This window comes from Pseudomonas sp. yb_2, assembly GCF_043103905.1.
In the GTDB taxonomy this organism is placed as follows: Bacteria; Pseudomonadota; Gammaproteobacteria; order Pseudomonadales; family Pseudomonadaceae; genus Aquipseudomonas; species Aquipseudomonas alloputida.
On sequence record NZ_JBICKH010000034.1, the window covers coordinates 18542 to 39897 of the forward strand.

At 61.3% G+C, this 21356-nt stretch carries 17 protein-coding genes; 9 read left to right on the forward strand and 8 right to left on the reverse strand.

Features of this window, described 5'->3' with window-relative positions; genetic code table 11:
* Nucleotides 1–15: 15 nt before the first annotated feature.
* Complete coding sequence (locus ACF8FB_RS08155; protein ID WP_010954295.1) at nucleotides 16–1632, forward strand: response regulator; 1617 nt, start codon at nucleotides 16–18, stop codon at nucleotides 1630–1632.
* A 6-nt stretch (nucleotides 1633–1638) separates the two neighbouring features.
* On the opposite strand, the gene ACF8FB_RS08160 is transcribed toward ACF8FB_RS08155, so the two are convergent.
* The gene (locus ACF8FB_RS08160; protein WP_392511184.1) at nucleotides 1639–3702 is read right to left on the reverse strand and encodes an ATP-binding protein; all 2064 of its coding nucleotides are present in this window, start codon (nucleotides 3700–3702) and stop codon (nucleotides 1639–1641) included.
* Nucleotides 3703–3895: 193 nt separating this feature from the next.
* On the opposite strand from ACF8FB_RS08160, the gene ACF8FB_RS08165 reads away from it, so the two are divergent.
* Both ACF8FB_RS08165 and ACF8FB_RS08170 read left to right on the forward strand, forming a co-directional pair.
* Complete coding sequence (locus tag ACF8FB_RS08165; protein ID WP_010954297.1) at nucleotides 3896–4582, forward strand: type 1 glutamine amidotransferase domain-containing protein; 687 nt, start codon at nucleotides 3896–3898, stop codon at nucleotides 4580–4582.
* 129 nt (nucleotides 4583–4711) lie between these two features.
* Entirely contained in the window at nucleotides 4712–5518 is an 807-nt protein-coding gene (locus tag ACF8FB_RS08170; RefSeq protein ID WP_010954298.1) for a CSS-motif domain-containing protein, read from the forward strand.
* Between the two features lie 23 nt (nucleotides 5519–5541).
* Here the strand turns inward: ACF8FB_RS08170 and hppD are convergent, their stop codons facing one another.
* A complete protein-coding gene (gene hppD / locus ACF8FB_RS08175) occupies nucleotides 5542–6618 on the reverse strand; it encodes a 4-hydroxyphenylpyruvate dioxygenase (protein WP_010954299.1) in 1077 nt (358 codons plus the stop codon).
* Nucleotides 6619–6916: 298 nt separating this feature from the next.
* Between hppD and ACF8FB_RS08180 the strand changes: the two genes are divergently transcribed.
* Together ACF8FB_RS08180 and rarD are read left to right on the forward strand one after the other, a co-directional pair.
* Nucleotides 6917–8503: a cyclic diguanylate phosphodiesterase gene (locus ACF8FB_RS08180; RefSeq protein ID WP_010954301.1), complete on the forward strand. Its 1587-nt coding sequence runs from the start codon at nucleotides 6917–6919 to the stop codon at nucleotides 8501–8503.
* Nucleotides 8504–8536: 33 nt separating this feature from the next.
* Nucleotides 8537–9424, forward strand: a complete 888-nt coding sequence (rarD, locus tag ACF8FB_RS08185) for an EamA family transporter RarD (protein WP_010954302.1) — start codon at nucleotides 8537–8539, stop codon at nucleotides 9422–9424.
* Here rarD and ACF8FB_RS08190 read toward each other — a convergent pair.
* Nucleotides 9387–10958, reverse strand: coding sequence for a TerC family protein (locus ACF8FB_RS08190; protein WP_010954303.1), 1572 nt, complete (start codon nucleotides 10956–10958; stop codon nucleotides 9387–9389). The genes rarD and ACF8FB_RS08190 overlap by 38 nt on opposite strands.
* A 291-nt stretch (nucleotides 10959–11249) precedes the next feature.
* Between ACF8FB_RS08190 and ACF8FB_RS08195 the strand changes: the two genes are divergently transcribed.
* Nucleotides 11250–11831, forward strand: coding sequence for a LysE family translocator (locus ACF8FB_RS08195; RefSeq protein WP_010954304.1), 582 nt, complete (start codon nucleotides 11250–11252; stop codon nucleotides 11829–11831).
* Here ACF8FB_RS08195 and ACF8FB_RS08200 read toward each other — a convergent pair.
* The 3 genes from ACF8FB_RS08200 to ACF8FB_RS08210 all read right to left on the reverse strand — a co-directional run bounded on the left by ACF8FB_RS08200 (nucleotide 11796) and on the right by ACF8FB_RS08210 (nucleotide 15038).
* Nucleotides 11796–12644, reverse strand: a complete 849-nt coding sequence (locus ACF8FB_RS08200) for an AraC family transcriptional regulator (RefSeq protein WP_010954305.1) — start codon at nucleotides 12642–12644, stop codon at nucleotides 11796–11798. The two genes, ACF8FB_RS08195 and ACF8FB_RS08200, sit on opposite strands and share 36 nt — an antisense overlap.
* A gap of 47 nt (nucleotides 12645–12691) precedes the next feature.
* A complete protein-coding gene (locus ACF8FB_RS08205) occupies nucleotides 12692–13810 on the reverse strand; it encodes a glycosyltransferase 61 family protein (RefSeq protein WP_010954306.1) in 1119 nt (372 codons plus the stop codon).
* A 73-nt stretch (nucleotides 13811–13883) separates the two neighbouring features.
* The gene (locus tag ACF8FB_RS08210) at nucleotides 13884–15038 is read right to left on the reverse strand and encodes a hypothetical protein (protein WP_010954307.1); all 1155 of its coding nucleotides are present in this window, start codon (nucleotides 15036–15038) and stop codon (nucleotides 13884–13886) included.
* 456 nt (nucleotides 15039–15494) lie between these two features.
* Here ACF8FB_RS08210 and ACF8FB_RS08215 point away from each other — a divergent pair, with 456 nt between their 5' ends.
* The 3 genes from ACF8FB_RS08215 to ACF8FB_RS08225 all read left to right on the forward strand — a co-directional run bounded on the left by ACF8FB_RS08215 (nucleotide 15495) and on the right by ACF8FB_RS08225 (nucleotide 18937).
* Nucleotides 15495–17114: an NADP-dependent glyceraldehyde-3-phosphate dehydrogenase gene (locus ACF8FB_RS08215; protein ID WP_010954309.1), complete on the forward strand. Its 1620-nt coding sequence runs from the start codon at nucleotides 15495–15497 to the stop codon at nucleotides 17112–17114.
* 110 nt (nucleotides 17115–17224) lie between these two features.
* Nucleotides 17225–17704: a VOC family protein gene (locus tag ACF8FB_RS08220; protein ID WP_010954310.1), complete on the forward strand. Its 480-nt coding sequence runs from the start codon at nucleotides 17225–17227 to the stop codon at nucleotides 17702–17704.
* 51 nt (nucleotides 17705–17755) lie between these two features.
* A complete protein-coding gene (locus ACF8FB_RS08225) occupies nucleotides 17756–18937 on the forward strand; it encodes a hypothetical protein (protein WP_267827555.1) in 1182 nt (393 codons plus the stop codon).
* Between the two features lie 114 nt (nucleotides 18938–19051).
* On the opposite strand, the gene ilvA is transcribed toward ACF8FB_RS08225, so the two are convergent.
* Together ilvA and ACF8FB_RS08235 are read right to left on the reverse strand one after the other, a co-directional pair.
* Nucleotides 19052–20611 carry a threonine ammonia-lyase, biosynthetic gene (gene ilvA / locus ACF8FB_RS08230; RefSeq protein ID WP_392511185.1) on the reverse strand — a complete coding sequence of 520 codons (1560 nt, stop codon included), beginning with the start codon at nucleotides 20609–20611 and terminating at the stop codon, nucleotides 19052–19054.
* Between the two features lie 181 nt (nucleotides 20612–20792).
* A complete protein-coding gene (locus ACF8FB_RS08235; protein ID WP_392511186.1) occupies nucleotides 20793–21224 on the reverse strand; it encodes a PACE efflux transporter in 432 nt (143 codons plus the stop codon).
* Between the last annotated feature and the right edge of the window lie 132 nt (nucleotides 21225–21356).

Consider the following 21356-nt stretch of genomic DNA (forward strand, 5'->3'; position numbering starts at 1 on the left):
TGAAGGAGAGTCGTTTTGGCCAGTTCGTTGGCGCTGGATGAACGTGCCTTGATCCTCGCACCGCCACAACTGGCGGCGGATACCTCACGTCTGTTGTCTTCCGCCGGCATCAACAGCCTCTGCGCGGTCGACCTTGCCAACCTGCAGGCGCGTCTGACCGAGGGCGCAGGGTTGGCGATCATTGCCGAGCAGGTGTTCAGCCAAGGCCCAAGCACTTTGCTGCAGGCATTCATCGACCAGCAACCGAGCTGGTCGGATTTGCCCATCGTGCTGCTGACCCAGGGCGCCTGGTCGGCCGCTGGGGTGAATCATCATCCAGTGGGCAATCTTCTCTGGCTGGTCACGCCCTACGAAAATGCCCAGTTGCTGCACATGACCCAGTCCGCGCTGCGCAACCGGCGGCGACAGTACGTGACACGTGATCAACTCCATGGCATGCAGCAGCGCCTGGACAGCCGGCCTTCAACGCCGGAAGAAGTGCAGGACCGCGGTGAGTTCGCCCGCTGCCAGGCACGCAAGATGGAGGCCATCGGCCAACTGGCCGGCGGCGTCGCCCATGACTTCAACAACCTGCTCACCAGCATCAGCGGCAGCTTCGAACTCATCCAGCGGCGCCTGCGCCAAGGCCGCAGCGACGGCCTGGATGGCGTTCTGTGCATGGGCCGCGAGGCCGTTTCACGCGCCGCCCGCCTGACCCACCGCTTGCTTGCCTTCTCTTCCCGTCAATCGCTGCACAGCCAACGTATAGACCTGCATACCTTGCTCAAGGCAGAACGCCTGGGCGCTCGCCTGAGCCCGTCGATAACCCTGCAAGTGCACGCGGCCAAAGACCTGTGGCCCGTGGAGGCGGATGACCAGCAGTTGCAGGAGGCCCTCGACAACCTGCTGCTCAATGCGCGCGAGGCCATGCCCAACGGTGGCCTGCTACGCATCGAGGCGAACAATCATCACATCGCCACCGAGCAAGCTGCTGACGGCGCTTTGCGCACTGGCGACTATGTGCGCCTGCGAATCACCGACAGCGGCCAAGGCATGGCGCAAAGCACGCTGGAGCACGCCTTCGAACCCTTCTTCAGCACCAAGGCGACCGGCCAGGGCATTGGCCTGGGGTTGTCGATGGTGTACGGCTTCAGCAAGCAGTCCCATGGGCATATCACCCTCAGCAGCGAGATTGGCCAGGGAACCCAGGTGGAGCTGTATTTGCCACGCCATGTCGATCAGGCCCTGTCATACAGCGAACCGGTGCCAGCCAGGCAAGACGGCTGCAGCCGACACGTGCTGGTTGTCGAGGACGATCCCCATGTGCGCCAACTGCTTTGCCAGGCGCTGGGCGAAAACGGCTTCCCCTGCCAAAGCGCAGCCGACGCCAATGAGGGACTGAAGGTGCTACGCTCGGCACAACCGGTGGATTTGCTCATCACCGATGTGGGCTTGCCCGGCATGAACGGCCGACAACTGGCAGAAATTGCCCGCAGCCTGCGCCCACGATTACCGGTGCTGTTCATCACCGGTTACGCGGAAACGGCCATGGCCCGCGAAGGCTTCCTGGGCGCTGACATGCACCTGATCTGCAAGCCGTTCGAGTTGCAGCAGTTGCAGGCTCGAGTGACACACATTCTAGGTAAGCCTTGAAGCGCCTTACACGTCAAGCAGGCGTAGCGCCTCATCGGCAAGATGCGCCAGCGAAAACGGCTTGTTCAACAATGCCGTGCCCGGCTGATCGAGCAATTGCGCTTCAATCGACTGGTCCGCATAACCGGTGATAAACAGAATTTTCTGCTGTGCAAGCTGCATGCGCATGGCCTTGGCCACTTGCCGGCCACTGAACCCACCCGGCAAACCGATATCGGTGATGACCAGATCGAAAGGGCCGCCATGGCGAAAGCGCTCCAGTGCGCTATTGGCATCGCCCACATCCGTGACGTCAAACCCACGCTCAGTCAGGTATTCGCGCATGACCGCGCGCAGATCAAGCTCGTCGTCCACCAGCAGCAGGCGCTCGCCCCGTGCCATGCGCTGCGAAAGCGGTACCGGCGCGGGCTCATCCGGAACCGGCTCATGGCTCCTCGGGAAAAGCATGGAAACCCTGGTGCCCTGCTCCGGCGTCGACTCGATCCAGGCATACCCCCCCGACTGTCGGACGAAGCCATACACCATCGACAGGCCAAGCCCGGCCCCACGCCCGAGAGGTTTGGTTGTGTAAAACGGTTCGAAAGCCCTGGCGATATCCGCCGCGGCTATGCCATGGCCATCATCCTCGACATGCAAGGCCACATAGTCGCCCGGCGGCAAGCCACCTTCATCCGGGAAAAACGCGGTCAGCCGTTCGTTGACGCTGCTGATGGTGACATTGCCCTGCTCCAGGCACGCTTCACGCGCATTGGCACACAAGTGGATCAAGGCATTCTCTAGCTGGGGTACGTCCAGGCTCACTGCCCAAGGTGCAACGTCCAGTTGCCAGTGCAAACGCATCTCTGCCCCCAGCGCCCGCAGCAACAGGGGTTCGCTCAGACGTAACTGCCGATTGAAGTCCAGTGGCCGAGGGGCCAATGGCTGATGGCGGGAAAATGCGATCAACCGATGGGTCAGGTCCATGGCACGCTGCACCGAGTCGCGCGCAACGTCCACGTAGGCCTCCACACGCTCCAGCCGCCCCTCCTGCAGGCGCCGCTGCAGCAGTTCGAGGCTGCCGCCGATACCGGACAGCAAGTTGTTCATTTCATGGCCCATGCCGCCCGCCAACTGGCCCACCACCTCCATACGCTCACTGTTGTGCATCAGCGCCTCTGCCTGACGCGCAGCCTCTTCACGGTCTGCGGTGATGTCGCGCCCAACCGCAGTCAGCAGGCTGCCGTCAAACCTCGCACTCCAGCGAAACCAGTGGTAGTGACCATCGCGATGTCGCAGGCGGATCTCCAGCTGCTCCGCGTGGCTGCATTGGAACAGCCCGGACACTGCCAATCGTACTTCGGTACGCTCTGTCGGGTGCACCAGCTCCATCACCGACATCGCCTGCACCTGCTCTTGTGTCCAGCCCAGAATGCGGTACCAGGCAGGGTTGGCGGCATGCAGTTTCAATTCTGGGGTGAGCATCATCATCGCTTCACGCGACAGCAACCAGAACTGCTCTCGCTCGGCCACATGCTGCGCAACCTGGCGTTCAAAGCTCTGCACCTGCTCACGCCAATGGCGGTGGGCCTCGACGCTGGCCGTGGTCTCGATCACCGTATGCAGAAACCCCGCCACGTTACCGAGTTCATCGTGCAGAGGGGCATAACCGAATGCGCACCATAGTGGTTCGGCGCCTTCACTGGGGACGATACGCAGGGGTGGGTCCTCGACAAAATTCGAGTGTCCTTCCAGTGCCTTGAACACCCAGGGTCCCACTGCAGGCCAGATATCACTCCACAGGGTATCGAACGCCATGCCCAGCGCATCCGGGAATGCCCGCAACGCCCGGTAGCCATTGTTATGCACCACACACAGGTCCGCCCCCCAGACCACTGCACATGGGAAAGGTGACAAATGCATCATGTCCACGGCAATGCGCAACGAAGCAGGCCAGCGCGACAATGGCCCAAGCGAGGTACGCCACCAGTCGAACTGCGCTATCCGCTCCCCCATCGGCTCGATCGATGGCAAAACAGGCGACTGCAGGATGACCTGCGGCGCGGGCTCGCATGGCTTACCGTTAGCGACCAATATCGTGACTCCAGCAATGCTCAGGGTTGACCACAGCGCCGCCAAGCCTGGCACGCTCGCCCGTGGATGGATTCAAGTTAGCACAGCACGTCCGGCACACCATGGCGGACTTGCTGGTGGCAGCTATGCTATTTAGGTTTTCCCTCGGGCCAGGGAGCACCGGCCCATTCAGGTTGCCGACGGGAGCAGGGTCATGAGCAAGAAAATTCTGGTGGTGTTGACCAATACAGCGAAGTATCCAACCCTCAAACGGGCGACCGGGTTGTGGCTGGGTGAAGCCGTTCACTTTGTCGAGAAAGTCGAAAAGGCCGGCTACACGGTCGACTATGTCAGCCCACAGGGCGGTTACGTTCCCGTCGACCCGCACAGCCTGCAGATGGCCCCGGACCTGGACTGGCAGTGGTACGACGACAAGCGCTTCATGACGCGTCTTGGCAGTACCTTGGCCCCAGGGCAGGTGAAGGCTGACGAATACAGCGTCATCTATTACACCGGTGGGCATGGGGTGATGTATGACTTCGCAGACAACCATGCTCTGCAGGACCTGGCACGCAAAATCTACGAAAAAGGTGGCATTGTCGCAGCAGTCTGTCACGGCGTAGTCGGCCTGCTGAACATCAAGCTGAGTAACAACTGCCTGCTACTCAAAAACCGCAAGGTGACCGGCTTTTCCAACATAGAGGAAAAACTGGCCGAACTGGACGACGTAGTGCCGTTCCTGACGGAGAACGAACTTGGGGCGCGCGGCGGTGAGTACAGCAAACATGATGAGCCGTGGAAGCCGTACGTGGTCGACGATGACAGGCTGATCACCGGGCAGAACCCCGCTTCCACCGCCTTGCTGGCCGAGGCAGTGCTGAAAAAGCTCAAGGGCAGTTAGCTACATCAAGGCGCTCGCTTTCCTACCGCTTCAACTGCAGCCGGACTACAGCAGCCCGGTCAGCAAATACATAGGCTCAGGGCTCAGCTGTTCACCTCGGACAGTTTCAGAGCGGAGAACTATTAGCCTATGTCGAAAATCATGCACGCGGGGCGCAGCATGGTGGAGCTGCTGCTGCTCATTGCAGTGGCGCTGGTGCCTGTGGTTTCCGGTTTGCTGGTGATGGCTTTCCAGCTGGAAGCGAAACTTGCGGAAAACGCCAGCATTTCAGTTCAGGAGGCGGTTTTCAGCGTCGACAGTGCACTGGACAGAATGCACGAGACGGCCCTGCGCACCCTGCCATTTGCAGGGGAATCTTGCGATAACGTCAAAAGCGCCTTGCAGGACCAGGTTGCCATCCGCTCCATGGTCAGGTCGCTGACCTTGCTCAAAGACAATCAACCCTACTGCAGCACGGCTTCAGGTTCGCTGGAGCATTATTCATCATTCGCGTCGTCCGGCCAGCGGGTCGCACTGTCCTACGGCCCTCCTGACACGCGCCAGAAGCTGCTGGTCGACTTTCACCAGAAGGGCAAAAGCCATAGCATCATCGTGACAGCCTATGCCATGCAGATTCGCAATGAACTGGATGGATTTCTGGATGGGCTGACACTGCTGGTCGAATTTGGCGACCGCTACATATGGAGCAATGGTGACAGCCGTGACCTTGAGCGCCCCTCACAGTCCGAATTCTTTACAAGCGCCATGTCGGCCAAGTATGGATACACGGTCAAAGGTGGCTACCCAGAGGGTTTCACCGCTCAGGAAATACGCCAGTCGGTGCTGCAGATCGTCCCCTCGCTGATGCTGGTGGGGATCGTGACCGGCTCGATCGTCTACCTGGCCCTGTTCAGGGCACGTGCCAACAGGCGGGGTACCGCCGCCGAACGAACATGACGACGACGGTACTCCAGGGGCGATCAGTCTGTGCTCAGCACGCCGCGGCGTACCTGGTCACGCTCGATGGATTCGAACAGCGCCTTGAAGTTGCCTTCACCGAAGCCATCGTCACCTTTGCGCTGGATGAACTCGAAGAAGACCGGGCCAAGCAGGGTTTCCGAGAAAATCTGCAGCAGCAGGCGCTTGTCTCCGGGCTGCGAGGCGCCATCGAGCAGGATGCCACGCGCTTGCAGTTGGTCGACCGGCTCACCATGGCCCGGCAGGCGCTCTTCGAGCATTTCGTAGTAGGTTTGCGGTGGCGCGGTCATGAAGCGCATGCCCAGCCCCTTCAGCGCATCCCAGGTCTTGAGCAGGTCATCGGTCAGGAAGGCCACGTGCTGGATACCTTCACCGTTGAACTGCATCAGGAACTCTTCGATCTGCCCTGCACCCTTGGATGACTCTTCGTTGAGCGGGATGCGGATCATGCCATCAGGCGCAGTCATGGCCTTGGAGGTCAGGCCGGTGTATTCGCCCTTGATGTCGAAGTAGCGGATTTCGCGGAAGTTGAACAGCTTCTCGTAGAACCCGGCCCAGTAGGCCATACGCCCACGGTAGACGTTATGGGTGAGGTGGTCGATGATTTTCAGGCCGGCCCCTACCGGGTTGCGATCCACGCCTTCGATGAAGTTGAAGTCGATGTCGTAGATAGAGCTGCCTTCCTCGAAGCGGTCGATCAGATAGAGCGGTGCCCCCCCGATACCCTTGATCGCCGGCAGGCGCAATTCCATCGGGCCGGTTTCGATTTCTACCGGCTGAGCGCCCAGTTCCAGGGCGCGGGCATAAGCCTCATGGGCATTGCGCACGCGAAAAGCCATGCCACATACCGACGGGCCGTGTTCAGCGGCGAAATACGAAGCGATGCTCTTGGGTTCATTGTTCAGGATCAGGTTGATGCCACCCTGGCGATACAGGTGCACATCCTTGGAACGGTGGGTGGCCACTTTGGTGAAGCCCAGTATCTGGAATACAGGCTCTAGTACGCCTGGGGTCGGCGAAGCCAGTTCGATGAATTCGAAGCCCATCAGGCCCATTGGATTTTCAAAGATATCAGCCATGTTCGTGTTCTCATCTGCAGCGAAAATTATTGATTGCGTGGGATGTGGAACAGGAACGGCGGTGAGCACGGAATGCCCCGCACGCTACGGGCGAGGTAGTCACCTATGATCAGCTTGAACCCATGGTATGTCATATGGACCCATCTCGGCGGGCTTGATCCTTCGGACGTGAAGGACCTTATTGTTGTATTCGTAAATCGATTCTACATTGCGTAAAATGGTTTGTCGCGTTTTAGTTGCTCGTACGCGGCGACAAACGGCTATCCTCTCGTTTTTACTCCATGATAGTCAGATCAGCATGCCCCTTACCGTCAAACGCCGCGCCGCACTCAGCTGGCGCACGCTCTTGCCCTGGGTCGTCGGCGTGCTGCCGGTCATGTGCGGCCTGGCCGTGATGAACTGGCAGGTCGAACGTGAAATGCAGGCCAGCAGCCACGCCACCACCCGCCAGGCGTTGGAGCACGTCGAACACATCCTCGACAACCTGTCCCGTGCCGCCAATTCGCTACTTCCACTGACTGACAGCCCATGCGAGCAGGCCCAGCTCATGCTGCGGGCCCAGGTTACCCGCAATGCCTTCGTGCGCTCGACCAACCTGTTCAGGCACAACAACCTTTATTGCTCCTCGCTGTTCGGCGAGTTCGAAGAACCGGTCAATCCTGGCGATTACGTCGACGGCAAGTTATGGCTGATGGACGGCAACTCGGTTACCCCGGGCCACCCGCTGCTGGTCTACCGTGCCAGCGACGGCGACCACGGTGCAATCACCACGGTGGATGGCGACCACCTGCTGACAGCACTGCGCCTGATCGGCCCCGATGAAGAATTGCAAATCCGCGTGGGCGACGCCTGGATGGGCAAGGACGGCGTGGTCCACAAAGGCGCCTCCCCTGCCGCCGCCAGTGCCAACGTGCTGATAGGCTCGACGCGTTACCCTTTCAGCGTGCAGGGCGGCTACAGTGCCGACAAGCAAGGCCAACTGTTACGCAGCCACTACCCTGGCCTGCTCAGCCTGCTGCTGATACTGGGTGCCCTGGCGGCGCTGGCATGCCGCTGGCAGATTCGCCGCGCCACCTCACCGCGTGCCGAACTGGACCGTGCCCTGCAGGCCGATGAATTCCTGCCGTATTTTCAGCCAGTGGTGCGCAAGGGCGATTACCGCTGGGCCGGTGCGGAAGTGCTGATGCGCTGGCACCACCCACGCGAAGGCCTGGTTCGTCCCGACCTGTTCATCCCCTATGCCGAACATAGCGGGCAGATTGTCGCCATGACCCGTGCGCTGCTGACACATACCGCGCAAAGCCTGGCGCCCTATGCCGGCCTGTTGGAAGACGGCTTCCATATTGGTGTCAACATCACCGCTGACCACTGCCGCGACCTCAGCCTGCTGGATGACTGCCGCACGTTCCTGCAGCACTTTCCGCCCGGCCGGGTGGTGCTGACCCTGGAACTGACAGAGCGCAAGCTGATCGAGCCTACGCCGGTCACCCTTGAGTTGTTCGAAAAGCTGCATGCCATGGGCGTGATGATTGCCCTCGACGATTTCGGCACCGGCCAGTCGAGCCTCAACTACCTGCGGCAATTCAAGGTCGACTACCTGAAGATCGACCAGAGCTTCGTTGCCATGATCGGCGCCGATGCGCTGTCAGTGCACATACTCGAGACCATCATCGAGCTGTCGGGCAAGCTGGACCTGGGCATCGTTGCCGAGGGTGTGGAAACCGACCTGCAGCGCGACTACCTGGCCGCGCACGGGGTGGACTTCCAGCAGGGTTACCTGTTCGCCAGACCCATGCCGGCCGCCCAGTTCCTCGAAGCCCTGGCCACTCGCCCGGGCGCAACGCAGTTGCCGCAAGATGCGCCCCCTGAGATCATGCGCGGCTGATCAACCCGCTCAATTCCCGTATTCGAGGCATTCGTGTCAAAAGGCATTGTTTCATCGGTCATGGCGTCCTGCCTGTTCGCTGTGATGTACTTCTATACCTCCCTGCTCAAGCCACTCGATGGCGAAGAAATCTTTGGCTGGCGCACCCTGCTGACACTGCCCTGCCTCACCTTGTTCATGCTTGTCTCGAAAGACTGGAAGCGGGTGGGCGAACTGATGGGCCGGGTAAAACGCACGCCGGTGCTGTTGCTCGGCATGGTCGGCACGTCCTGGCTGATGGGGGTGCAACTGTGGCTGTTTCTCTGGGCGCCCCTGCATGGGCGCAGCCTGGAAGTGTCGATGGGTTACTTCCTGCTGCCACTGGCCATGGTCCTGACCGGGCGGCTGGTATATGGCGAGCGGCTGTCACGCCTGCAGACGGTAGCCGTGGCCTGCGCCGCACTGGGCGTGGGCCACGAGCTGTACCAAAATGGCAGTTTTGCCTGGGAAACCCTGCTGGTAACGATCGGCTACCCGGTCTACTTCGTGCTGCGCCGACGCTGCCGCACCGACAACCTGGGCGGCCTGTGGTGTGACATGTGCCTGCTGCTGCCGTGGGCGCTGTACTTCGTGATCCAGAGCCCACTGTCCAGTGCTGACCTGCAAGCACACCCCGGGCTGTACGTGTTGGTACCGATCCTTGGCGCGATCAGCGCTTCGGCGCTTATCGCCTACGTGCTGGCCAGCCGCATGCTGCCATTCAGCCTGTTCGGCCTGCTCAGCTACGTCGAACCCGTGCTGCTGGTAGGCGTGGCGTTGCTGCTGGGCGAAACCATCGGCCCGGATCAGTGGCTGACCTACCTGCCAATCTGGGCCGCAGTACTGGTGCTGGTGCTTGAGGGCTTCAAGCACCTGCTACGTCAGCGTCGCCGTTCGGTGTAAGCCGAACCTGGCGTACCCGTCGCTCTTCAACCGCCTCCACGGTCAGCATCCAGCCATTCCAGGCTAGCCGGTCACCGACCATCGGCAGGCGGTCCAGCAAGCTCATCACCAGGCCCGCAAGGGTCTGGTAATCCTCGGTAGCACGGGCGCTGAAGCCAGTACGCGCCTGCACCTGGCTGAGGTTCAGCGCACCGCTGACCACAAAGCCTTCCCCCTCCTGAACGATGCCCGGGCCTTCAACCTCACTGGCATCCGGCAGCTCACCGGCAATCGACTCAAGGATGTCGGTCATGGTCAACAGCCCGGTGAAGTCACCGAACTCGTTGACCACGAAGGCAATATGGGTCGACTGACCGCGCATTTGCTCCAGGGCATTGAGGATGCTGAAGCTCTCCAGCAGGTTCAACGGCGCCCGGGCCATGCTTTCCAGGTCGGGCTGGCTGCCCGAGAGCAGTTCCTTCAGCAGTTCCTTCTTGTGCACAAAGCCCAAGGGCTCGTCCACGCGACCATCGCGGATCAGCGGCAGGCGCGAGTACGGCGAATTGGCCAGGGCCTGGGCAATGGCGTCGGCCGGTTGCGCCAGGTCGATCACATCAACCTCGGCACGGGCAGTCATCACCGTACGAATAGGCCGCTCGGCCAGGTTCAGCACGCCGCTGATCATGACCCGCTCACGGCGGTCGAACAGCACCTGTTCCCCGCCGCCCTCGACCAGGTCGGCAATCTCCTCGCCGACCTCGTCAGCCTCGACCCGGCGGCCGCCCAGCAGGCGCAGCACGGCATGGGCAGTACGTTCGCGCAACGGCCTGTGCTGTTGCAGGCTGCGCTTGCGGCGGGCACGGGCCAGCTGGTTGAACAGCTCGATCAGGATCGAGAAGCCGATGGCCGCGTACAGGTAGCCTTTGGGGATATGGAAGCCCAGGCCTTCGGCGGTGAGGCTGAAACCGATCATCATCAGGAAGCCCAGGCACAGCATGATCACCGTGGGGTGGGCGTTGACGAAGCGGGTCAGCGGCTTGCTGGCAACGATCATGATACCGATCGAGAAGATCACCGCGATCATCATCACGGACAACTCATCGACCATGCCGACCGCCGTGATCACGGCATCCAGCGAGAATACCGCGTCCAGTACCACGATCTGGGCAACGATCGGCCAGAACGCGGCATGGCGCAGCGTGCCACTGGCCTGGGTTACGTGACCTTCCAGGCGTTCGTGCAGCTCCATGGTGGCCTTGAACAACAGGAACACACCACCGAACAGCATGATCAGGTCACGGCCAGAGAAGCTCTTGCCGAACACTTCGAACAGCGGTGCGGTCAGGGTGACCATCCACGAAATGCTGGCCAACAGGCCCAGGCGCATGATGAGCGCCAGGCTCAGGCCAATGACCCGCGCGCGGTCGCGCTGATGGGGCGGCAACTTGTCGGCAAGGATGGCGATGAACACCAGGTTGTCGATACCCAGCACCAGCTCGAGGACGATAAGCGTCAACAGGCCTAGCCAGGCCGTGGGGTCGGCTAGCCATTCCATTAGTGGGTACTCACGTGGGACACGTCACAAGGACGGGGGAAGGATGGCCAGAAAGGCCGAAGACTGGGGGGCTCCGCGAAGGTGCTCATATAGACCTTGATAACAAATTGGGAGAACGATACTACAAGCACAGCAGGTTTCTGTAGTAGCGCAAAACTATTACAAAACCTGTAACAACCCTGCATCGCCATTAGCCCTGCAGGCGCGGGTTGTGCGCAGGTACTTTTGTTCAATACATCAGAACGCCAGCCACGCGAGGATAAGGCCTCCCCAACCACGCGGATCTTCCTCATGAGCCTATACCTGTCCATGGCCGCCTTCGCCCTTGCGGCCTCGATCTCCCCCGGCCCGGTAAACATCGTCGCCCTTGGCAGCGGTGCCCGCCATGGCCTGCGCGCCAGCGTTGCCCATGTGGCCGGCGCCACGCTGGGGTTCTGCCTGTTGCTGGTGCTGGTCGGGCTGGGCCTGCATCAACTACTGTTACGCTGGCCCTTGCTGGGCCTGATGTTGCACTGGGGCGGTGTAGCGTTTCTGCTGTACATGGCGTGGAAGCTGGCCAGTGACGACGGTAACCTGAACAACGCACAGCCTAGCCAAGCCCCTTCAGCCTGGCACGGCGCAGCGATGCAGTGGCTGAACCCCAAAGCCTGGTTGGCAGCCGTTGCCGGGGTGGGTGCCTACACCGGCGGTGAACAGCACTTGCTGTGGCTGTTTACCTGGATCTACGGGCCGATCTGTTTCATCTCGGTAGCCTGCTGGGCCTGGGCCGGCAGCGTGATTCGCCAGTACCTGGACAACCCACGCCACCTGCGCATGCTCAATCGGAGCCTGGCCGTGTTACTGGTCGCCAGCGCGGTTTACCTGATCCTTTAAGGCTTGCACGGCTCCTGCAGGAGCGCCCAGGCTAGCGACGGCATTTCTGTAATGCCCCGGTGTCGCCGCCAGGTGCTGTTTGAATGCCCGCTGCAGGTGTGCCTGATCAGCGAACCCGGCCTCCTGTGCAACTTCAGCAATTGAGCGGCCCTGGCGCAACTGCGCCCGGGCCAGTTGCACGCGCTGGTCTAGCAGGTAGCCATGCGGCGTCAGGCCGAAGCGTTGGCGAAAGGCACGAATCAGGTAGGACCGAGACAGGCCGCAAGCCCCGCAGATGTCCTCGAGGCTGAGCGGGTCACTGCGATGGGCGCGTATGAACGCTGCCGCTGCATCCAGCCGTGGGTTGCCCTCGCCACCCTCGCTGGCATTACCGCCAAGCATGCCCGGCAACTCGTGAAACAGGGCCGCCAGGCGGGCTTCGCGATCAGGCAGCCTGGCATCGAACAGGTCGGCAAAGGCCTGCAACAGCCGCCGATACAACACAGGCGAGCGGCTCCAGGTCTGCGTGGGCAGGGTAAAACCCACTGCTTGCAACCAAGGCTGATCGACGAACAGCATCAGGTAAGACCAGGGTTCCCCGGCAACAGGGTTGCAGGTGTGCACCACGCCTGGGTTCATCAACACCGTGGTACCCGCCCCAACCTCAACGCACTGGTCACTGTTGATGTAAGTGCTACGTCCCCCCGTGATCACCCCGATGGAGAAACTCTCGTGAGAGTGCGCGGCGTAGCACACCTTGCGCCCGTCCCCTACCTGTCGGGCTTCGACGAACGGCAAGGCAGGGTCGCGCCAAAACCGTGATACCTCGATCATCCTCTACTGCCCTGCCCGCCGCTGATCCATGCACGGATGCTACACATTTATCGAGGGAACAGATCCAACGTGCGCTCCACCTCGTCAATATCGATCCGGAAACCATCGCCTTCCGGTAGGCCTACCACAAAGCCGAAATGCTGGTGATCACGATCCGTCAGGTATTTGTAGTAACTGACGAAACGGTTCGGCGGCTGCAAAGTCAGCAGACAGCCTCCCGCCTGCAGCACATTCACGCCATGCACCAACTGGCTACCCTCCACCCCGATGACCACTTTAGCCCCGGCGCAGGCCGCGACAATACTCGGCACATCGGACTTCAGCGGGTTGACGATGCGAAAACCGCGGGTCGTGCGCAGGTGTTCGGCAAGCTCCAGCTCGTTGCGCAACAGGCGCAGATCACCATCACCGCCCCGCAACAGGAAAACCCCCGGGTGCTGCGTGTGCGTCACATGCGACAGCAGCTTGTCACCCATGGCTCGGTAGCGAGCATGCCGGCTGCGGTTGTTGCTCTGGTCATCGAACAGCACCAGCTCACGGAAGAACGCACTGCGCAGGCGCAAAGGCTTCATGTCCAGCCAGTCTTCATAGGCCGGTGCCTGGGTGAACAGCGGATACCTGGCAGAGGGGGCGGTGGTCACCGGGATGCCCTCGTTGCAGGCCAGCGCATAGGTCGGGCAATCTTCCATCAGCCAGGTGCCGAACCAGGCGTTACCGTTTAGCGTGCAGTAGATCGCAGCGCGGTCGATTTCATGGTCGATGAGGATGGTCGGGAAGGTACTCGGCTTCTGTGACAGCCAGTGGCTGGCCTTGCCCTTGTACAATGCCCCATCGACCAGCCATACATCCTTGATCAGGTAGCCACGGGTTGGCCCTTGCAACGTGTGGATACCTCCCGCCATGGTCTGCGCCGGGTGCACGTAGGGGTAAAACCGCTTGCCTTCCCAGCCCGTCACCCGATCCAGCTGGCCAGGCAGGAAAATGGCCGGCGGTGAAACCGTGGCTTCGCCCGGGGCAATGTCCCAACTCTTGGTGGCGACGCTCTTGAGATCGATCGCCGTTTTTCCACCCAGCCGTTTGCGCGCCATGTATCGGTAGGCGGCCAAGGTCCAGGTGTGTTGCCTGGCTGCGGGCGATGCACTGAACTGCGAGATGTCGCTTCCCATGAAGCGTCCCCCCCTGATGACGAAGACTGGAGCCCGGCGCCCGGCGCCAGATCAAAGCATCCCTGGCAGTTACTCAACTACTCGTGACTCTTTCCATGGTGGGCGGTGACTGCAAGCTGGCGTAACGGCTGCGCAATGTTTCCACAAACGGTTCGCCTGCCCCGCTGCCTCCGTAGAGATAAATCTTGTGCAGGCCACCAAACACCATTTCGTGATAGCGGCTGGCAACTTCCTCATCGCTTGGGCCATCGGGGAGCCCCAGATGCAACGTCAGCTTGTCGCCTTCGACCGCGAACATCGGCGTGTCCCACAGGAACTTTGCCGTACCGGTCTTGGGCAGGCGGACAAACAGGTACGCATGGTTACCCAGCGAGTCGATATCACCACCGCGGCGGCGTTTCCACTTCAGCAGGCCGTCGTCCGGGCGCGCCAGACACAGGCCGATGTCGTAATAATCGAAGCCCTGTTCCAGTGCCCATTCAAGCGCCATGAAAGTGGTGATCGAATTCACCTCGCGCAGTTTCTTCGCATCGGAAAACACCGCCTCGCAATAGCCAAAGCGCAACGTGCTCCAGTAACGCTTGCCGCTGCGTACCACTTCACACCCCAGGTGGCAGCCAATCACCTCATCGCCCAGCATGATCAAGTCAAGCCGGCCGACACTCTTGGCAATACGGAACACCTCTTCGGTAGGAAACTGCGCGGCATGAATGCCCTGCCGGGCCGAAGCATAAGGGCGCAGCAGATCCCGGTCGGCCATGGCGATTTCTTCGTCCGAAAGGGCTTGGCGCATGTGATAAAGCGGCCGGTTCTTGCGAATGCTGCGCCGCAGTTCGCTGTCGTAGCGGGCAGTGATGTCTTCCAGTGGGCGCCCCAGCGGCACCACGGCGCTCAGGTAGTGCGGCACTGACAGCGACCCCGATGTGGGCATTTCGCTGATGACCACGACGTGGCTGGCAGCCGCCGTGGCACTTGCACTGTCCACGATCGAGGCGCTGCCCTGGCCCTTGCCACCGATCAGCAGCTTGGCCATTTCCCGTTGCTGCTTGCGGCCGATGTAGAGGATTTCGTACGGGCTCTCCTGTTGCGGGCGGAACCTGGCGACTTCCCAACGCCAGAGACAGGCACGCGCCAACATTTCTCGCACTTTGCTGGCCAGCAGCCTGATTTCGTAGCGCAGGGAGGGCGACAGGAGCTTGCGCGCCACAGTCGTCAAGGTCTTTTTCATTTCTTCTTCGACGTCCTTTGAAGTGCACTATTGGCCAATCGGAACAAGAGAAAAAACCCGGCAAAAACACTTAAAACTTTGATTTTTATTGTTTTACTTGAAACTTTGCTATCACATTCAGTAACAATTTAAGATGCCTGCAAACGCTTTGGCAAGCGGCTTCTGGCTGACTTTTGATCAAGTTTCATGGCGTCAAATTCCCCGCATCAGACCAATGCTCAACACAACTTTTGCTATAACCATGCCCATCAAGCGTCCGCTGGCTACTTCGTTATCAATGAGTAACCTTTAAAGCCTACTTTGCATCAACGCCTTTCAGTTCGCTGACTGCTTGCCGGGTAGGCATTGGCGGCCATGTTGAACCAGACTGGTGTTTTTCCTGCAGCCAGTGCATGCTCGTAGCTGAAACGATTCAACTGACTTGAAAACCGCCCTTTGATGTGAGGTGCAGTACCCATGGACCGTTTGCTCGATTCACTCTTCCCCAGCGCCGAGAACATCCCGGAAACCTGGCGCCTGGGAGCCCCACTGGAACAACGCGACTACCTGGTCAACGGTGAGCTCAGGCGCTGGGACGGCCCGTTGGCCACGGTGCGCAGCCCGGTGTGGCTCAAGCAAGGCGACGAAGAGCATCAGGTCATACTGGGCAGCGCCCCGCTGCTGGATGCCGAGACCGCGCTTACCGCCCTCGATGCCGCCGTACAGGCCTATGACAAAGGCCGTGGCGCCTGGCCGAACATGCGCGTGGCCGAGCGTATCCAGCATGTGGAATCCTTCCTTGCCCGCATGCGTGAACAGCGCCAGGCCGTGGTCAAGCTGCTGATGTGGGAGATCGGCAAGAACCTGAAGGATTCGGAAAAGGAATTCGACCGCACCTGCGACTACATCGTCGACACCATCAACGCCCTCAAGGACCTGGACCGCCGCTCCAGCCGCTTCGAGCTGGAACAAGGCACCCTCGGCCAGATCCGTCGCGCCCCGCTGGGCGTGGCCCTGTGCATGGGGCCCTACAACTACCCGCTGAACGAGACCTTCACCACGCTCATCCCGGCGCTGATCATGGGCAACACCGTGGTGTTCAAGCCGGCCAAGTTCGGCGTACTGCTGATCCGCCCCTTGCTCGAAGCGTTCCGCGACAGCTTCCCGGCAGGCGTGATCAATGTCATCTATGGACGCGGCCGGGAAACGGTGAGCGCGCTGATGGCCAGCGGCAAGGTCGATGTATTCGCCTTCATCGGCACCCACAAGGCCGCCAGCGACCTGAAGAAACTGCACCCACGCCCGCATCGTCTGCGCGCCGCACTGGGCCTGGACGCCAAGAACCCGGGCATCGTGCTGCCCCAGGTCGACCTCGACAACGCTGTCGAAGAGGCCGTCACCGGGGCGTTGTCGTTCAACGGCCAGCGCTGCACGGCACTGAAGATCCTGTTCGTGCACGAGGATGTGGTCGAGGCCTTCCTCGACAAGTTTCAGCACAAATTGGCGGCGCTCAAGCCCGGTATGCCGTGGGAACCTGGCGTGGCGCTGACTCCATTGCCCGAGCCTGGCAAGGTCGACTACCTCGATGGCCTGGTTGCCGATGCGACGGAAAAGGGCGCGCGCGTACTCAACGAAAATGGCGGGAATAGCCGCGGCTCATTCTTCTACCCGGCCTTGCTGTACCCGGTCAGCCGGGAAATGCGCGTGTACCACGAAGAGCAGTTCGGCCCGCTGGTACCGGTGGTGCCCTACCGCGACCTGCAGACAGTGATCGACTATGTGCTGGACTCCGACTACGGCCAGCAACTGAGCCTGTTCGGCAACGACCCGGCCACCATCGGCAGCCTCGTCGACATCTTCGCCAACCAGGTCGGGCGCATCAACATCAATGCTCAGTGCCAACGCGGCCCTGACACCTACCCGTTCAACGGCCGCAAGAACAGCGCCGAGGGCACGCTCTCGGTGGATGACGCTTTGCGTGTGTTCTCCATCCGGACGCTGGTCGCCACCCGCTTCCAGGAGGCCAACAAAGCGCTGATCAGCGAGATCATTCGCAACCGCCAGTCGAGCTTCCTGACCACCGACTACATCTTCTGACCGCCGCGCTTATAGACAATCGATCTAGCGTCACTGTCGATTTTCCATCTGGGCGAACGACTCTAAGCAACAGGGCGCCTTTCGGCGCCCATTGCACAGGAGAGTCGAACATGGCAGTCAAACCCATCCCCGAAGGCCAGCACAGCATCACGCCCTACCTGGCCATCAACGACGCCGCCAAGGCCATCGAGTTCTACAAGCAAGCCTTTGGTGCGGTGGAAATGTTCCGCCTCGATGCCCCAGGCGGTCGCGTTGGCCATGCCGAACTGAGAATCGGCGATTCGTCGCTGATGCTGGGCGACCCTTGCGACATGGAAGGCGGCCTCACCGCCAGCCAGAAGCTCAACGGTGCGGGTGTTGGCCTGCACTTGTATGTTGAGGACTGCGACAAGGTCTACGCCCAGGCCCTGGCCGCCGGGGGCATCCAGTTACATCCCTTGACCGACCAGTTTTACGGTGACCGCAGCGGCACCCTGAAAGATCCGTTTGGCAACATCTGGTTCGTGTCCACCCACAAAGAGGACCTGACCCCCGACGAGATTCGCGCCCGTGCCGCGAAGATGTTCGGCGGTAGCCAAGCGACGAGTTGAAAGCCGCGCGACTTTGCTTGAAGCTTGAGGCTCGTAGCTTGGAGCTGCTTCATGCGAATCATCGACAAAACCGCCACCCAGGTGCGCAGCCTGACCCCCGCTGAAGAGGAACTGCTGGTCGGCTTTGCCACCGGCAGCCTCGCCGGCCCGCGCCTGCTACAGGCCAACCAGCTACTGATGAAAGTACGCAACGCCAACCAATGGCTGGCTTGCGACTGCCGCAACGATGCCTTGCCGGTGCTCAATGTCACCCTCAACGGCAGCACCGGCACACTTTTCCTCAAGAACAACCCGGGCACCGCCGAGCACGCGCCTGGCTGCCCGTTCACCAAGGACGAGCGGGAAGCCGCCGAACGTGAAAACGACCCCGCCCCACCCGCCGCCTGGCTGCCACCCGATACACCCTTGCGCCTGATCAGCGACTTCCGTGCTGGCACGGCCGGTGGCGCCGGCGATGGCAACGACAGACGCGAACAGCAGCGCCTGCTGTCACTGCTGCTGACCTGGATTGAAACCAGCGGACTCAACCTTTACGCCACCCACCTGAAGAAAGACCTGACCACACAGTTTGCCGAGTTGCGCAGCGTGGCCAGCCGCTATCCGCTGCTGGAGCGGGTGCCCGCCAGCAACTACCTGGAAACCCGCCTGGACATGAAGCACATGATGATGCTCAAGTCCCGCCTGCGCGAAGCCTCTGTGTTCGGCAACCACCGCCGCCACGGTCTGCTGCTGGACTGCATCGACCAGCTAAAAGGGCGCAAGTTGTTCAACAACCGCAGCGAGGACGGCTTCGACTTCCAGGGGCATCACCTGTACTGGGGCGGGAGCCGCACCAGCGGGCCGTTGCTGGCGCTGATGATCTACTCGCCGACCAGCGCCGGTAGCCATTTCTATGAGCTGATTCATGTGGCCAGTGTGCCCGTGCTGTCGCGCGCGCACCTGTTCCCGGTGTACCGCGATGAAGAGCGCGAGCCGCTCAAGGCATTGGTATCGCTGATCGACTGGATGGCCAGTAAAGGGGTGAAAGTGCAGATGCGTCGCCCCGTGATCGGTGGGCAGGTGATGGATGAGCTGGTGCTGACCTCGGACCAGGACCGGGTGTTGTCAGTGTCGCTGCTGGAACAGCCCATCGGCCCCGAGCCGGATACCGAGAACTTCAAGCGCTACGCCGACTTCAAAAGCCTGGAAACGTTCCGCAAGTTCGTTGCGGGCTTTTTCATGCGCGAGCGTTGAAATTGACTCGCGCAGTTCCCTGCAGGAGATCGCCCTGCCCTTCGGGCGGGGCGGTCACTCAGCGAACACAGGCGGCAAGCGGCTAGACAAGGGTGCATTGGCCGCACAGGTGCCTCAACCCAGGAACAGCTTGTACGCCGGGTTGTCAGTCTCGTCCCAATACCGGTACCCCATCTCGTCCAGCGTCAACGGCAAGCGCGCCAATTCGTCCGCTGGCACTTCCAAGGCAGCGAACACCCGCGCCTGCGCCGCACCATGGTTGCGGTAATGGAACAGGCTGATGTTCCAACGTTTGCCCAGCCGCTCCAGAAACCCCAGCAACGCCCCTGGCCGTTCGGGGAACTCGAAGCGCAGTACCCGCTCATCAGCCCCTGACGCGGCATGTCCGCCGACGGTATGGCGCACATGCAGCTTGGCCAGCTCGTTGTCGGTCAGGTCCAGCACGCTGTACCCCTGCTCCCGCAAGCTGGCCAGCAACTGCTCACGTGGGTCGTGCACCGGGTGGGTCTGCACGCCCACGAACAGGCGCGCCTCCTTCCCGGGGTAGAAGCGGTAGTTGAATTCGGTGATCTGCCGCTTGCCCAGTGCGTGGCAAAAGGCCCGGAAGCTGCCCGGCTGCTCCGGAATCGTCACGGCGATGATCGCCTCGCGCTGCTCACCCAGCTCGGCCCGCTCGGCCACATGGCGCAAGCGGTCGAAATTGACGTTGGCCCCGGAGTCGATGGCCACCAGGGTCTGCCCATGCACACCTTCACGCGCCACGTACTTCTTGATACCGGCCACGGCCAAGGCCCCGGACGGCTCGGTGATCGAACGGGTGTCGTCGTAGATATCCTTGATCGCCGCGCACAGCTCGTCACTGCTCACCGTCACCACCTCGTCGACGAAGTGGCGGCACAGCTCGAAGCAATGGGCGCCGATCTGCGCCACCGCCACGCCGTCGGCAAAGGTGCCCACCTGCGGCAGGATCACGCGCTCGCCGACGGCCATGGCAGCCTGCAGGCAGTTGGAATCTGCCGGCTCGACACCGATCACCTTCACGTCAGGGCGCAGGTACTTCACATAGGCGGCGATCCCGGCGATCAAGCCGCCACCGCCCACGGGCACAAAGATCGCGTCCAACGCCCCAGGGCGCTGACGGAGGATTTCCATGGCCACGGTACCCTGCCCGGCGATCACATCCGGGTCATCGAACGGTGGCACGAAGGTCGCGCCTTCGCTGTCGGCCAGCTTCAGTGCGTGGGCCAGCGCATGCGGGAAGCTCTCGCCATGCAGCACCACATGCCCGCCGCGCGAACGCACGCCTTCCACTTTCAACGATGGCGTGGTGGTGGGCATGACGATGGTTGCCTTCATACCCAGATGCGATGCGGCCAAGGCCACGCCCTGGGCATGGTTGCCCGCCGAAGCGGTGATCACCCCGCGCTCACGCTGCACATCGGTCAGTCGCGACAGGCGGGTGTAGGCACCCCGGATCTTGAACGAAAACGTAGGCTGCAGGTCTTCGCGCTTGAGCAACACCTGGTTGCCCAGGGCGGCAGACAAGGCCGGGGCCGCTTGCAGGGGCGTTTCAATGGCCAGGTCGTACACCGGCGCGGCAAGAATGCGCCGCACCTGCTCCGACAGCAGTTGCTGGGGGGTGACGGTAGTACGAGGGACACTGAAGCTGGTCATCGATGACTCCTTGGCTATTTTTACGTTGCCCAAGAGTCAGAGAGAAAAAACCCGCCTCCAGGGCGGGTTCGGTGCACGTACGCGCTAGCCCGCCAAGCTGATAATGGCGGTAATAATAATGGCGTTCACGTGCGGGAATGTATTCATGGGGTAGGAACTTAGCCTGCCTCGCAGCCGAAAGTCAACACTTGGCCTGCTGCGCCGAAAGCGGCACATCGAACAGCTTGTCGAAGCCCCACTGGAAGACAAAGGCGTAAACGAAGAAGAACACGAACAACGCCAGATTGGTCAGCAGTGCGGCCCACAGGCTCACGTCCAGCCAGTACGCCACCAGCGGCAACAGGATCACCACCAGCCCACCCTCGAAGCCCAGCGCATGCAGCAGGCGCCGCAGGAAGGTGCGCTCACGTTTGGGCTGGCGCGCTTCCCAACGTTCGAATACCCAGTTGTAACCCATGTTCCAGCTCATCGCGATGCCTGACATCAGCACCGACAGCACGGTCGACTGCGCCATGCCGGCGCCGAACGCCAGCTCCAGTGCGGGCGCCACACAGGCGACGGCGATGGCCTCATAGAGAATGGCCTGGACGATCTTGCGGGCCTTACCTTGCATGTTCAGCTCCCTGAATGAACGACCTGTAAAGCTACAAGATGCAGCCCGCAAGAAACAGCCCGAAATTTGGACAATCCCGCGTTCGGCTGCTTGTATCTATTCCGTACATGACAGTGACATCTCCTGCACCTT